This is a genomic window from Paenibacillus sedimenti (genome assembly GCF_014534655.1).
GTDB classification, from domain to species: Bacteria; Bacillota; Bacilli; order Paenibacillales; family NBRC-103111; genus Paenibacillus_E; species Paenibacillus_E sedimenti.
In genome coordinates this window covers 612,882-627,059 of record NZ_JACVVD010000003.1, presented here as the reverse complement: position 1 = coordinate 627,059, position 14,178 = coordinate 612,882, and the positions used below count along the sequence as shown (strand labels likewise).

Here is a 14,178-nt window from a genome sequence, read left to right as displayed (position 1 = left end):
CAATGGAAAAATAGCACAAGGAGTGACTTCAACAGCTGATGGTTCTCGTTATTGAACGACTGCATAAACATCACCCGAACGGAGGGCCAAACGCTCTGTTTGATCAAATAAATGCGAATGTCAGTTTGGGTGAGCGCGTTGCCATACTGGGCCAGTCAGGTCAAGGTAAAAGCACGATGCTTCGCATGCTGGCCAGATTGGAGCCTTTCGATGGCGGCAGCCTGACACTGCAGGGACGGCATGTAACGAAATGGCACCCATGCGATTGGCGGAAAAAAGTATGCTATGTTCCGCAGCTGCCGGCCATGCTGCCGGTGACCGTTGCAGATAATTTATCCGCCGTGAGCCAGCTTCACGGGCAGCCATTTGATAAGCCGCTGGCGATCGAGCTCATGGAGCAAGTCGGTCTTGCACAATTAGACTGGCGTCAAAAAGCTGCCGATCTTTCGGGTGGACAGAAACAACGATTGCAGCTCGTGAGGTCTTTAATGCTGCGTCCGGATGTACTGCTGCTGGACGAAGTGACATCGGCTTTGGATGTGAATAGCAAGCATGCGGTTGAGAGCTTGTTGGTGAAGTGGAGCGAGCGGGAGGGTACGTCGCTTATTTGGGTAACGCATGATCGGGAGCAGGCGATGAACGTGAGTCATCGCTTGTGGCACTTGCAGGGCGGCCAATTGTCCGAAAATGCCGGATCTGCAGGATGGAGTCGGACCGACATAACCTCGGTTGGCGTTGGGGGAGAAGATGAATGTCTACTTTAGCGTTAGGCTTCACTTTAACCTTCGTGGTCATCACCATGGCTTTATCCAAATGGCAGAAGCTTGGCCTTGAAAAGGATATTGCAATAGGTACCATTCGCGGTGCACTGCAGCTATTAGTAATCGGGTATGTATTGCACTTTGTTTTTAAGTCAGCAAATGTTTGGCTCATATTGACGATTATCGCGATAATGATACTCGTTGCCACTCATAACGCCGGCAAACGGGGAGAAGGCTTACGAGGCATTCACTTGCGAATTGCGGTTTCCATCGCAGCGACAGAAACCGTTACTTTGTCGCTCATGCTAGGCTTCGGCATTATCGAGCCAACCACACAATACATCATCCCCATTAGCGGCATGACGATTGGAAGTTCGATGATCGTTTGCGGGTTATTCTTGAATCATATGAACCGCGAAGTTTCCTCATCCCGTGCGGAGATCGAAGCGCTGCTTGCACTAGGCGCATCTGTCCGGCAAGCGATCCAACAAGCGCTGAAGCGCTCCGTCAAAGCCAGCATGATCCCGACGATCGACGGCATGAAGACCGTCGGGCTGGTGCAGCTGCCCGGTATGATGACGGGCATGATTGTCGCAGGCGCGAATCCGATTGATGCGGTTCGTTATCAGATTTTGATTTTGTTTGCCTTTACAGCTTCGGCGGCGATTACGAGCATTATTTTAAGCATGATCAGTTATAAGCTTTGGTTTACGCGGGAAATGACGCTGAGATAAAGAGTTCTATTTCCTGGGGAAGCGCACAATCCGACAAAAAAAATCCCCATCTGATGGGGATTTACAAGTTTTTTCATATCAATTTCAAACCGCTGATCAAAACCAGACTGGCTATGACCGTACGCAGCACGTTCGTCGGCGCTTTCGTAGCAAGCATGCTGCCGATAAGCACACCGGGAATCGAACCAAGCAGAAGATTCAGCACAAGCGTGAAGTTCACGTTGCCCATACTGGCATGAAGGATGCCCGCGGTAGTCGCCAAGAAGAAGGCATGTGCGATGTCAGTGCCGACTAACGTGGAAGCGCTCATTCGGAAGAAATAAAGCATCGCGATTGCGTATAGCGAGCCGGAGCCGATGGAAGTCAGACCGACGATGAAGCCAAGAACAGCGCCTATCGTGATGGTGAGTCCGCGTTTTTCTTCCAGATTTTTTAGCTGCCAACGGTTCTCTTTGATTTTGTGACCGAAGAACACTTTGAATAAAGTCGCGATGGCAACCAGAATTAACACGTAGCCAAGTGCATGTTTGATGATAACTTCCTGATTGTGATAATACGAATCGAATAATTTCAAGAAAATGACGGCGAGAATAACGCCAGGGATACTGCCTACGGCCAATTGCTTGACAAGCCGCCAATCGATGGTCTTTTGCCGCCAATGCTGGACAGTTCCGAAAAGCTTGGTGATGGAGTTGTACAGAAGGTCTGTTCCAACCGCAATGGAAGGATGAATGTTCATCATGATTAAAATGGGAGTGAGCAGCGAAGCCCCGCCAACACCGGTTAACCCGACCAAAAATCCGACCAATAAACCCATCAGTAAGATACTCAAAGTCATGTTGTCATGTCCCCAATCAAATTCCTACTAATCTTATTGGATTTATTTTAATCCACATAAAACCTGTTTGTAAAGGAAAACTTTATTAACCACCGTTTATTATATTGAATGAGGGTGAAGTGGGTGAATGTCCGGTATGATCGTATTTGCAAGTCGAATCTATACAACAGGCTTTGTCATCAGTTACAATGTGAAGATATGACAAAAATGACATAGCAGGGGGAACAGCAGGTGAGTAATCGATCAACGGTTATGGTCAGCATCGTACTCGCGATGTTAGTCGCATCTATGGATTCCACGATTGCCAACACGACCATGCCCATTATTGTGAAGGAAATCGGCGGCAATGACTTATACGCCTGGGCGTTTACTTCGTATATGGTGCTTTCCACTGTATTAGCTCCCGTAGCGGGAAGATTGTCAGATATCTTCGGGCGAAAAAGGATATTTGCGATAGGGATCGCGCTGTTTCTTGGAGGTTCCGTTCTATGCGGGTTGTCCCAAAGCATGGTACAACTCATCATATTTAGAGCGATTCAAGGGATAGGCGCAGGGATCATGATGCCGTTTCCTTCGATAATTGCAGGTGACCTCTATGCTATCGAACAGAGAGGGAAGGTGCAGGCATTCTTCACCGGCATGTGGGGATTATCGGCAATTATAGCGCCTTTATTAGGGTCATTCTTTGTCACCTACATGAGTTGGCGATGGATTTTCTTCGTGAACATTCCAACATGTATCATTTCACTGCTTACTTTGCTTCCGTATAAGGAAGTGTATGAGCCAAAGAGGTCCTCGATCGATTATGGAGGTGCGCTTCTGTTTGGCGGCGGGATTTCGCTGCTTCTGCTTACAACAGCCGTGGAACATTACAGCTATCTGTACGGAATTGCTGGCGTAACGTTGATGATCGCTTTCTTTTTATATGAACGCAAACAAAGCGCTCCGATTGTTCCTTTAAGCTTGCTGCGTAACCGTCCGGTTGCAATCATGAATGCGGGATCTTTCCTCAGTTGCATTGCGCTTTTCGGCACTTCGAGTTACATGCCGCTCTTTTTGCAAACGCAAGGATATTCGCTGCTTATTAGCGGTATTGCTTTATTATCTACGTCCATTGGCTGGATGATGGTTGCTGTGCCTGGGGGTAGATGGGTGCTGCGCTTTGGTTACAAACCGCTGCTTATTATCGGGAATCTGTTCTTGGTAGCTACAGCGATCATGTTGTTCTTTCTTCGAGAAAACTCGCCTTTCTGGTATTCCTTTACCGCGTTAACTGTACTGGGACTCGCGTTTGGAATGATCTTCACCATTTCAACGATTGGTTCTCAGCAGCTTGTGGATGCACATCAGAAGGGGATATCCACCTCCTTGCAGCTATTTGCCCGGAATATCGGCACAGCAGTCAGCGTCACGATTATGGGGGCAATTTTGACCAAATCAGGCAGTTTCTACGCGGGAATCCACAGCATGTTCGTGTTCGGCCTTATTGCGAGTCTGGCAGCCTTGGCGATGCCGTTTGCAATACGATCGACGGCTAAACGTACAGGATAATAAGGGGACGAAGAAACGCTTAAATAAGAAGAGCCAGAAGACGGATGCTAACCGTCATCTGGCTCTTTTTGAACCTGCAGCTCTATTTGAGAAGATATAATTCGCTTCGAATTGCTCAGCAGATAAAGGAACACAAAACATATATCCCTGCACTTGTTGACAGCCATGACTCTCAAGAAAAGCAAGTTGTTCTTGCGTTTCAACACCTTCGGCCAGGATGTCCAGTTTAAAACTGCGAGCTATGGCTATAATGACCTCTATGATGGAAGAATCCTTGGAAAAGGCGGAGATGTCATGAACGAAAGATTTATCGATTTTGATCGTATCAATCGGAAACTTTCGTAAATAGTTTAATGAAGAAGAACCGGTTCCGAAATCATCGATGGTGATACTAACGCCTTCGCGCTTTAAGTCATCAAGCTTTTCGATCGTATGGTTACTCATATTCATCGCGATACGCTCAGTGATCTCGAGCTCCAAGTACTTCGCATCCAGTCGGGATTGCTTCAGTAGATTAAGAATCGTATTCACCACATGCTCTTGATGAAACTGTGAAGGGGAAAGATTAACTGCGATGGGAACGGGCTCCATCCCCGCATCATGCCATCTTTTCATTTGTGAGCAGGCTGTTAACAGCACCCATTCGCCGATGGCAACGATTTGTCCGGATTCTTCGGCAATCGGAATAAACTCCTTCGGTGAGACGCTCCCCATCTGAGCGCTGTCCCATCTCGCTAAAGCTTCTACCCCAATAATTTTACCGGTAGGAATATGAAATTTAGGTTGATAAGCAAGGGACAGTTCATTATTTTCGATGGCATGGCGCAGCGATTGTTCGATTGCATTTTTCCTGGAAAAGATGAAATTCATTTCTTGTTCGAAAAATTGGTAGTTGTTTTTACCGCGTTCTTTGGCCGCATACATCGCTTGATCTGCGTTTTTCAATAAAATCTCAGGGCTAACTTCGTCGTCAGGGTACAAGGCTATACCAATACTGGTGGACACGAAAATGTCTCTCTCCGCTTGATGTGTTGCAGCTTCCCGATTCTCCAGCGGGTACAAAATGACAAATTCATCGCCGCTCAATCTGGAAACAGAGCTTTGGTCCTCCAAACAGCGAGAGAGCAATGCTGAGAACTTTTGCAGCACTTGATCTCCGACCTGATGGCCTAAGGTATCGTTAACAAGCTTGAAGCGATAAATATCAAGAAAAAGTACAGCTACTTTCTGATGGTGCAATCGGGCCTTATCTAAAGTATCAATGAAAAGTTGATTAAACTGATTGCGATTCGGCAAGCCAGTCAGAAGATCAAAGTAGGCAAGCTGCCGGATCATCTCCTCGGATTTCTTCAACTCGGTCAAGTCGCGAAGGTAAGCCGTATAGACATGTTTTCCATCATAATGAATTCCCGTTATGGTGATTTCCGCCGGAAATTCACTTCGATCTGATCGGTACGCCTTCATTTGGATACGTTTGCCGATCACAGAATCATCTTTTTTTGCCAGGAGCCGGTACAATGCGGCCGCTTCCTGACCATCCTGATCAAATGGAAACAGAAAATCGAATAACGTTCGACCGAGAGCATCTTTGCGCGAGTAACCAAATGTTGCTTCTGCCGCCGGATTAAATTCAATGATCCATCCGCGGGAATTAAACATCATGATACTATCGACAGCCGATTCCAGAATCGAAGCTTTGAGAGCAATCTGCTCAGCCAAACGCCGATCAGCAGAGAGAGAACTTATCAAACTTATGGCAAAAATTACAATGGTGCCAAAAGCGATATACATCGCCATAACAAAGAAATCCATATTCGTGGCATTAGAGCTGGGTTGATGAATGGGTGTCATGACGGCAGCCGACATTCCCGTATAGTGCATACCTGTAATTGCAGCTCCCATTATCAATCCGCTAATGGTCATTTTTTGGTTGCGGCTAAATGATAAATGAAGAGCTGTTATCGACGCGATTACGGCGATGATAATCGATAATGTGAACGGAACAGGCTGATATCGTATAGTTACATTTTGCAAAGCAGCCATTCCAATGTAGTGCATACCGCTAATTGCAAAACCCATAAAAGTACCGCCGATAATTAGCTTCGGTATTTTTAATTTCGAGTGGAAGGTGACGAAAAAGCCGACTAATGCGCCAGTGATTGCAACAACAGTGGAAATTATAACGGTGTAGGTATGATAGGTGACGCCGCTCGGTAAAGGATAGGCCAGCATTGCGATAAAATGCATGGACCAAATTCCAACACCCATGACGACAGCGCTGCACAGTATCCGTAATTTCTGATACCAACCATATGAAACCGATACTTTCCTAGCCAGATTAAGGGACGTATAAGAGGCGAGGAGAGCGATAACGAATGAAAGCAGCACAAGGTAAATATTATAAGTATCAGTTGCAGAGTGATGCATGGGATCATCCTCATTTCTAAACTAATGCAGGGAGAAAGTTTTCTTCGTGGCGCAGGGCATGAACCAACAAAGATAGGACAAGGGTCCCGATTGTGATGAATTGCATAACACGGTTTTTTTCTTTAATCACGATAGTAGGCCTCCCAGAATTATGTGAGCTTAAAAATAAAAAAGCCCATCCCGAATAGAGGATGGACCCTTCATACCCGGTAACCTGACAACCGTAGCATTCCAATAAGGATGCCTTAGGCCATGGCTTTGCGTCTCATTGTTTCCAATGATTTGCCTTTATCAATTTGGTAATTTATTGGTGTTCAATATGTATGGCATACAATATGAGACTTATTATAGATAGCTCTTATAAGCATGTCTATAGCACTAAATGTATGAGAATATCGAATTATGTCGAATGAAACAAAGAAACGATAAGGTTTAGCTTACAACCTAGAAACGGGGGGCTTTTACAAATCAACCGTAGCAGGAATTATCGATGAAGGCGGGGAATTTACGTAGGAAGGAACAGAGGCTCCCTTTGAGTCTTAGGAAGTAGGTATCGTAGATGAATAACATAAATAAAATCAGAGGTATCATGTTCGATATGGATAATACCCTGCTGAAGTCCCATATAGATTTTCAAAGTATGAAACTTGAAATTGCCGGTTTTTTTATGGAAAATGGCTTACTTCCTGAGACTTTTCCCATCGCGGAACATACTGCATCTACAATCATTGAACATGTAAAGCTAAAAGGAGTATCCAAGAAGCTCTATGAAACAGCAATGAAAATTGCAGTTGATCATGAAGTGCGTGGCATGGAAGGAGCCGGGCTGGAACCTGGAGCATTGGGATTGTTACAAGCTTTAGTTAAGAAGTATGTTCTCGTTATTGTAACGAATAATTCCTTTCAAGCTGCCAGTCAGGCTCTTCAAATAACAGGAATCAAGAGTAATTTTGATTTAATCGTTGGAAGAGAGCAAATGCAGGCCATGAAACCGTCGCCATCCGGATATTTGGCTGCCAAGCAGCATTTTTCAAGTGTGAAGAGTGATGAGTGGATTTCCGTCGGAGATTCGTGGATTGATGGCCGCGCATCGATGGATGCCGGCATACCTTTTATCAGCTATGGCAGATCAGGATTGTTGATGGAGGAGAAGGGAATTCGCACAGTGGCTCATATCAATGATCTCATGCAGTTGCTTGATTATGTTTAGTTGAAGAAATATGGTAATCATGGTTTAATAGAGATTCGATTTCTGCCTAAGATAATACGAGAAAGAAGTGAATAGGGATGCTTGTTGAAGTAAAATCAAGATTAGAAGAATCTCAAATACAAGAACTGCTTGGGTATAGTGTGTTTCCGGATCCCGAGGACTTGGATAGCACAATAGAGCTTTATAAAAATGATTCGGAATTACTGTTGTTCGGCTATGAATCTGAAGGCGTCATGGTCGGTATCATCGGTTTTCGCCTGAACGGGTCGAATGAGATGACTCTGACCCATCTGGCTGTTGAACCGGAGAGCCGTGGAGTCGGTTTTGGGCGCGGTATTATTCTTGAGATTATTGAAGAAGCGAAGCCTGCCAGAATCGTTGCTGAGACGGATGAGGAAGCGGTTGAATTTTATAGAAATATCGGGTTCGTGATTAACAGCTTGGGTGAAGTTTATCCGGGAGTCGAGAGATTCCGATGCACTTATGAAATTGACGAAGAATCGGGCGAGTAGCAAAAGAGGGGAATAAATGATGTATCAATTTTTTATGATTATTGCAAGCATTGTTGTGATTATCATACTTTATAAATTTGCAATCAAGGTAAGAGATAAAACAGTGGCCAATAAAGTAATCAAATTCAGTCTAAATAAAGGAAGATCGTCAAAAGCTAACAAAAAGACCTGCTCATTTTGCAAAAAGAAAGCAAAACGTCTTTCCTTTTATGCTACAGAAGTTGGCGGAGTAGTTGGAGTCTGCGATAGTTGCAAACCGCAAGCAGAGAGAAGGGCATTGTTGAGACTTTAAAGAGGATTCAAAAAGAAAGTAGTGATTTAATGAAAAAGATAAGAAAAATCCTATTTTATATAGTTGCCGTTTATTTAATTTTTTTTATAGGCTTTCACGCTAAACAGCAAATAACAGCATATAAAGCTAGATTTATCGCAATTAATTTGCTTGACAATATAGTAAAAGGTCATTACGATGAAGCGTTTAAAAATGTTTATTATTACGATGGGCCATACGATTATGACCCGACAATAGAATATGATGACGCCGAGCATAAATGGACTGACCGTGTAAAAGAAATGAAGAATAAGGGAATTTATTTATCTTCATACAGTTCTCTTAAGACGAGATTTAATGATGGTTGGGTTTACGGAAGTGCTGATTTAATAATTAATGTGCATGGCGAAGAATCGAAATACCATACATTAATTAATTACAATATAGGGGAAAAAGGAATAAAAATTGCAACATTACAATCATTTGAAGCTGATGGTTCTGATGATGCTATTTGGGAAAAAAATTTAAGCGGGTACATCTCAAAGGAGGATTAATATAGATCGTGACAAAATCTTTCTTCACGTCAGATCATCACTTTGGTCATAAAAATATAATTGACTTTGAATCAAGACCCTTTAGTCATGGTGAAGAGATGACGAAAAGTATGATCGAAAGTTGGAATTCGGCAGTAGGGAAAGAGGATAAGGTATTTCATCTTGGAGACTTTTCGTTTCTAAATAAAGAAAAAACCGCAGACATCGTCACCAGGCTTAACGGGTATAAGTTTCTTATCTTGGGCAATCACGACAGAGGCAGATCGAGGTCTTGGTGGCTGGATGTTGGTTTCGATGAGGTGAGTGAGCACCCGATCATTTATAACCAGTTCTTTTTCCTTTCGCATGAACCGATGTACATGAATAAACATATGCCTTATGTCAATGTTCATGGACATATCCATGGCCAGAAATATGAGGGACTTAACTATTTTAACGTCTGTGTGGAACATTGGAACTATACCCCCATCACATTTGAAACCATTCGGGATTTGGTCGTCCCAAACGAGGAACAAGGCTAGGGGCTCACTTGGAAGCCCCTCAGTTCCCTCCCACATTTCTAATCGTGCTCGGTGACCTCAAATTTTATATGCTGGATGTGTAAGAGGCCGGCTTACTCATGAGCGCTCGCCATTCATCGATCTGCAAGGATTGAACGCCTCCATCTTCGATGAGTACAGAAAAATATTGATGAAACGTCGGATCAGCTTCAGCGATGAACTGTTCGACGTTTTTTATTTGTTCTTCGTTTTCCGCAGTACGTCGGACCCAAACGGGGAAATGATGCTGCTTGCGGCTCGTGACCGACTGTTCGACTTGCAATCCTGCCTCCATAGCTAATGACGTCCATTCATTTACAGATAAGCACCTAACATGACTGGTGTCTCGCATGGTTTCAAAAGCGTTCATAAAATGGCCAAGCACTTCGTCTTCAGGAGCAATGTTATCTATGAAAATGAATTTGCGGCCTGGTTTAAGGACACGCGCGGCTTCTTGAAGGAACTTGTCGGGATGTGGAAAATGATGTGCGGCAATGCGGCAAGTCACCGCATCGAAAGAATCATCAAGGAACGGTAACTGCTCGGCATCTGCGACCACGAAAGTGACATTACCGCACTGCGCCTTTTTCAAATGCCCCGCAGCGGCGCCCAGCATGGGAGGTGTCAGGTCAGTTGCGATGACATGCTGCACGTGGGGAGACAGTTGTTTCGCCACGTGGCCGCCACCGGTTGCAATATCCAAAACGATCCAGTCTGATTGAGGCTGCAGCCAACTATGAATCAATGCAAGATCATCGCCTTTGGCATGAGACGAACTAGTCACGTACTTGTCTGCATGTTTGCCAAACTGTTCTTGCACATGCTGTTTGATACGTTGTCCGTATTCGTTTTTCATTTCAAGCACCTCCATAGATATAGTTTCATTTATTGAAACTATATATCATATGATGAAACTAACGTCTTCATCATACCATGCTTCCAAGGATAAGAAAATAGGAGTAAAAAATACAAGCGACAAAAAGGCTATTGAGGTTCATTTTAAAATTTTTCTTGCATATATTGTTGTAGATTCCCGTGCTTTAACAGCATTATTTGAAAGCGGTTCCCTTCGCATAATTACGTGACAAATTTCACAATGAAGTCAAGCTGCTTAGAAGAACTTACGTTTTTGGTCTTGAACAAGCAGGATATCGTTACAGAACAGGAGGGTGCAGTGATGCTGCATATTGTTGTGTGTATCAAACAGGTACCTGACAGCAGGGAAATACGGATTGATCCTAAAAATAATACGTTGATACGCCAAGGCGTTCCGAGCATTGTGAATTTTTACGATATGCACGGATTGGAAGAGGCGCTGCGGATTAAGGATGAGCACGGCGCGAGAATCACAGTCGTGACAATGGGGCCGCCGCCGGCGGAAAAGGGTTTAAAGGAATGCATTTCCCTAGGCGCGGATGAGGCTGTGTTGGTGACGGATCGCGGTTTTGCGGGCGCAGATACACTGGCCACTTCCTACGTTGTGGCTAAGACGATTCGCAAAATCGAGGAGACATGGGGACCTGTCGATATCGTTTTTTGCGGGAAGCAGACGCTGGACGGCGATACCGGTCAAGTGGGTCCGGGTGTGGCGTGCAGACTGGATTTGGAACAGCTTACTTATGTGAATAAAGTGGTCGATGTCGACGAAGAGAAACGCAAAGTGCGTGTGCATCGACTGTTGGAAGACGGCGTCGAAGTCGTTGAGACAAGCATGCCGGTTCTCATTACAGCGCTCAAAGAGCTGAACAAAATAAGGCGGGCATCCATGCCTGGGATGATTCGTGCGGCCCGATACAAACCTGTCGTTTGGACAACGGCCGATTTCCCGGACCTCGAAAGGGCCAAAATCGGGCTTAAAGGGTCTCCGACCATTGTAGCCAAAACATGGGTACCGGAAATAAAAGCGGTAAAAACGCAAATGATCGCCTATGATTCGCCGGAAGCAGCGGCTGCGCAGCTGGCCGATCAGCTCTGGGAGAAGGAAATACCGGCCCGATTGGGATGGACTTCATAAAGAGAAGGGTGGAAGAAAGAATGGCAAACGAACAGACAGGAGAACCGTCTGAACAAGCGATGCCGGATTGGTCGGCGTATCGTGGGGTGTTGATCGTAGTGGAGCAGCGGGACGGCGAAGCGAAGAAGGTGTCTTGGCAGCTTCTGGGCGAAGGCAAGAAGCTGGCTGCGAAGCTGGACGTGCCGCTCATGGCGCTCGTGATCGGCGATAAGGTGTCACACCTCGCCGAGGAAGCCGTGCACTACGGCGCGGACAGGGTTTATCTGTGCGAAGCTCCGGAACTTCGCACGTACAGGACCCGGCCGTACAGCCGGGTCTGCCTCAAGCTTATCGTGGAAGAGAAGCCCGAGATCGTTCTGTTCGGCGCGACAGCGACGGGCCGCGACCTGGCAGGCGCGATTGCGACGCACCTGCCGACAGGGCTGACGGCCGACACGACGCAGCTCGATGTCGAGCCGGCGCCGTCTAGGCTGCTGCTGGCGAGCCGGCCGGCCTTTTCGGAGAAGATGATGGCGACCATCCTCTGCAAGCAGTATCGGCCGCAGATGGCGACGGCTCGCGCCGGGGTGTTTCAGGAGCTGCCAAAGGACACGGCGCGACAAGGCGAGATCGTGCGCATCTTCGCACCGATGCACGAGGAAGAGATCGCCGCGCAGGTGCTCGATTTCCTGCGCGAGACGGGCAAGATTAATCTCGAGGAAGCCGAGATTATCGTGGCGGGGGGCCGCGGGCTTGGCGGGCCCGACGCCTTTAGGCCGCTCGCCGAGCTGGCGGAAGCGCTCGGCGGCGTCGTTGGCGCATCCCGCGCGGCTGTCGACGCGGGATGGATCGGGCATGAGCACCAGGTCGGTCAGACCGGTGCGACGGTGCGGCCGAAGCTGTACTTTGCGATCGGCATCTCCGGCGCTGTACAGCATACCGTTGGTATGAGCAACGCCGACGTCGTCGTAGCAATTAATAAAGATGAGAAAGCGCCGATCTTTCAGTTTGCCCATTACGGCATCGTCGGCGATCTGTTTAAGATCGTGCCGGCCATCACGGAAGAGATCCGGAAGCGTCGGTCATTATTTGGCATTCCGCTGCAGCAACAAACCGAATCGTCTGTTGCAGGAGCGGTTTCTACGGATTCGGAAATCGCCGTAAGGGAAAGGAGTAAAGCCAGATGAGTGAAAAATTTGACGCGATTGTCGTTGGCGGCGGACCTGCTGGTGCAGCAGCAGCCCTGACGATGGCACGAGCCGGCTTATCGGTCGTTTTGCTGGAGCGCGGGGAGTTCCCCGGCGCCAAAAACATTTTCGGCGGCGTACTCTACCGCAAACAAATTGAAGAGCTCGTGCCGGAGTTTTGGAAAGAGAAAAACTTCCCCATGGAACGGTATATTGTGGAACAGCGCATATGGATGATGGGCAAGGAGTCGATGGTGACGTTCGGTCACAGGAACGAAGCGTATAAGGAACCCTACAACTGTTTTACCGGATTACGGGTAAAATTCGATCAGTGGTTCGCCGACAAAGCTGTTGCTGCCGGTGCGCTTCCCATCTATGAAACCGTCGCGTTGGACGTCATTCGCGAAGGCGATCGCGTCGTCGGTGTCCGTACCGACCGGGAGTATGGAGATCTCTACGCCGACGTTGTCGTCATAGCAGATGGCGTCAACTCCTTGCTGGGCAAGGCGATGGGCATCCATAAGGAATGGCAGCCGGACGAAGTTTCTTTGGCTGTGAAGGAAGTCATTGCTCTGCCCAAGGAGAAGATCGAAGACCGGTTCGGACTGGAAGGCGACGAAGGCGTCACCATCGAATTTATGGGCGAGACGTCGCTCGGCATGGCCGGAATGGGCTTTCTTTATACGAATAAAGAAACGATTTCGCTCGGCGTCGGCGTGATGGTCAACCATCTGCGCGATAAAAAAATAAAACCATACGCGGTGCTGGACGCTGTCAAGCAGCATCCGATGATCCGGAAGCTCATTCAAGGCGGAGAAACGAAGGAATACTCCGGACATTTGATTCCGGAGGGTGGCTTCCACTCCATTCCGCCGTTGTCCGGCGATGGCTGGTGCGTCTGCGGCGATGCTGCGCAGCTCATCAACTTCGTCCACCGCGAGGGCACGAACCTCGCGATGACATCCGGACGCTTGGCGGGTGAAGCCATCATCGAGGCAAAAGAACGCGGCGACTATTCTGCCGCCTCACTGCAAACCTACGACCGTAAAATCCGCGAATCGTTTGTGCATAAAGATTTGAAGAAATATAAGGGTATGCATCAATTCCTCAAAGAGCAGGACCCCGAGCTGCTATTCGATAAGCTGCCCAGAGCGCTGAACGAAGCGGCATACAATATGTTTCTCGTGGATGGCGTACCGAAGGCAGACAAACAAAAATTAGCCGCTAAGCTCATCAAAAATGCAGCCGGCGGCACGGTGAACCTGATGAAGCTGGGCTATAAAGGATGGAGGGCGATGAACGGATGAGCCAGACTGACGTATCAGAGAAGCTGTTCACCATTCGATACAAATGCGATGACAAATCGCACCTGATTATTAAGGATACACAAACGTGCTTAAACTGTACGACGAAAGATTGTAACTACTTCTGTCCCTCGGATGTGTACGAGTGGGAGAAAAAGCTGAAAATTACGACCGTTGCGTTTGAGAACTGCATTGAATGCGGCACTTGCCGTATTGCGTGTCCATCCGACAACATCGATTGGGTTTATCCCAAAGGCGGATACGGAATCACCTACAAGTACGGATAAGGTGCAGAAA

General features: G+C 47.0%; 15 protein-coding genes and 1 riboswitch. Of the genes, 12 read left to right on the top strand and 3 right to left on the bottom strand.

What is annotated here, in order from left to right:
* The first annotated feature begins 38 nt into the window (after positions 1–38).
* Both ICC18_RS11735 and ICC18_RS11730 read left to right on the top strand, forming a co-directional pair.
* On the top strand, positions 39–764 hold the full coding sequence (locus ICC18_RS11735; protein ID WP_188174564.1) for an ABC transporter ATP-binding protein: 726 nt from the start codon (positions 39–41) through the stop codon (positions 762–764).
* Positions 752–1,495, top strand: a complete 744-nt coding sequence (locus ICC18_RS11730; RefSeq protein ID WP_188174563.1) for an ABC transporter permease — start codon at positions 752–754, stop codon at positions 1,493–1,495. The genes ICC18_RS11735 and ICC18_RS11730 overlap by 13 nt, the downstream gene beginning before the upstream one ends.
* Before the next feature lie 73 nt (positions 1,496–1,568).
* Here ICC18_RS11730 and ICC18_RS11725 read toward each other — a convergent pair whose 3' ends face one another.
* Positions 1,569–2,333, bottom strand: a complete 765-nt coding sequence (locus ICC18_RS11725; RefSeq protein WP_188174562.1) for a sulfite exporter TauE/SafE family protein — start codon at positions 2,331–2,333, stop codon at positions 1,569–1,571.
* 231 nt (positions 2,334–2,564) lie between these two features.
* Here ICC18_RS11725 and ICC18_RS11720 point away from each other — a divergent pair, with 231 nt between their 5' ends.
* Entirely contained in the window at positions 2,565–3,884 is a 1,320-nt protein-coding gene (locus ICC18_RS11720; protein WP_188174561.1) for an MFS transporter, read from the top strand.
* Between the two features lie 54 nt (positions 3,885–3,938).
* On the opposite strand, the gene ICC18_RS11715 is transcribed toward ICC18_RS11720, so the two are convergent.
* Complete coding sequence (locus ICC18_RS11715; protein ID WP_188174560.1) at positions 3,939–6,311, bottom strand: EAL domain-containing protein; 2,373 nt, start codon at positions 6,309–6,311, stop codon at positions 3,939–3,941.
* Between the two features lie 205 nt (positions 6,312–6,516).
* Positions 6,517–6,608: riboswitch (cyclic di-GMP riboswitch) on the bottom strand.
* A gap of 262 nt (positions 6,609–6,870) precedes the next feature.
* Here ICC18_RS11715 and ICC18_RS11710 point away from each other — a divergent pair.
* The 5 genes from ICC18_RS11710 (at position 6,871) to ICC18_RS11690 (ending at position 9,379) form a co-directional block, all read left to right on the top strand.
* Positions 6,871–7,521: an HAD family hydrolase gene (locus tag ICC18_RS11710; protein WP_188174559.1), complete on the top strand. Its 651-nt coding sequence runs from the start codon at positions 6,871–6,873 to the stop codon at positions 7,519–7,521.
* A 77-nt stretch (positions 7,522–7,598) separates the two neighbouring features.
* Positions 7,599–8,033 carry a GNAT family N-acetyltransferase gene (locus ICC18_RS11705; RefSeq protein ID WP_188174558.1) on the top strand — a complete coding sequence of 145 codons (435 nt, stop codon included), beginning with the start codon at positions 7,599–7,601 and terminating at the stop codon, positions 8,031–8,033.
* A gap of 16 nt (positions 8,034–8,049) precedes the next feature.
* On the top strand, positions 8,050–8,325 hold the full coding sequence (locus ICC18_RS11700; RefSeq protein ID WP_188174557.1) for a hypothetical protein: 276 nt from the start codon (positions 8,050–8,052) through the stop codon (positions 8,323–8,325).
* Positions 8,283–8,858, top strand: a complete 576-nt coding sequence (locus ICC18_RS11695; protein ID WP_188174556.1) for a hypothetical protein — start codon at positions 8,283–8,285, stop codon at positions 8,856–8,858. Before ICC18_RS11700 ends, ICC18_RS11695 begins: the two co-directional genes overlap by 43 nt.
* A gap of 8 nt (positions 8,859–8,866) precedes the next feature.
* Entirely contained in the window at positions 8,867–9,379 is a 513-nt protein-coding gene (locus ICC18_RS11690; RefSeq protein ID WP_188174555.1) for a metallophosphoesterase, read from the top strand.
* A 64-nt stretch (positions 9,380–9,443) separates the two neighbouring features.
* Here the strand turns inward: ICC18_RS11690 and ICC18_RS11685 are convergent, their stop codons facing one another.
* Positions 9,444–10,253 carry a class I SAM-dependent methyltransferase gene (locus ICC18_RS11685; protein ID WP_188174554.1) on the bottom strand — a complete coding sequence of 270 codons (810 nt, stop codon included), beginning with the start codon at positions 10,251–10,253 and terminating at the stop codon, positions 9,444–9,446.
* A gap of 321 nt (positions 10,254–10,574) precedes the next feature.
* On the opposite strand from ICC18_RS11685, the gene ICC18_RS11680 reads away from it, so the two are divergent.
* From ICC18_RS11680 to ICC18_RS11665, 4 genes are read left to right on the top strand one after another with little or no spacing between them, the layout of a single operon-like run.
* A complete protein-coding gene (locus ICC18_RS11680; RefSeq protein ID WP_188174553.1) occupies positions 10,575–11,411 on the top strand; it encodes an electron transfer flavoprotein subunit beta/FixA family protein in 837 nt (278 codons plus the stop codon).
* A gap of 20 nt (positions 11,412–11,431) precedes the next feature.
* Positions 11,432–12,577, top strand: coding sequence for an electron transfer flavoprotein subunit alpha/FixB family protein (locus ICC18_RS11675; RefSeq protein ID WP_188174552.1), 1,146 nt, complete (start codon positions 11,432–11,434; stop codon positions 12,575–12,577).
* On the top strand, positions 12,574–13,884 hold the full coding sequence (locus ICC18_RS11670) for an FAD-dependent oxidoreductase (protein ID WP_188174551.1): 1,311 nt from the start codon (positions 12,574–12,576) through the stop codon (positions 13,882–13,884). The genes ICC18_RS11675 and ICC18_RS11670 overlap by 4 nt, the downstream gene beginning before the upstream one ends.
* Positions 13,881–14,168, top strand: a complete 288-nt coding sequence (locus tag ICC18_RS11665; protein WP_188174550.1) for a ferredoxin family protein — start codon at positions 13,881–13,883, stop codon at positions 14,166–14,168. Before ICC18_RS11670 ends, ICC18_RS11665 begins: the two co-directional genes overlap by 4 nt.
* Positions 14,169–14,178: the final 10 nt, after the last annotated feature.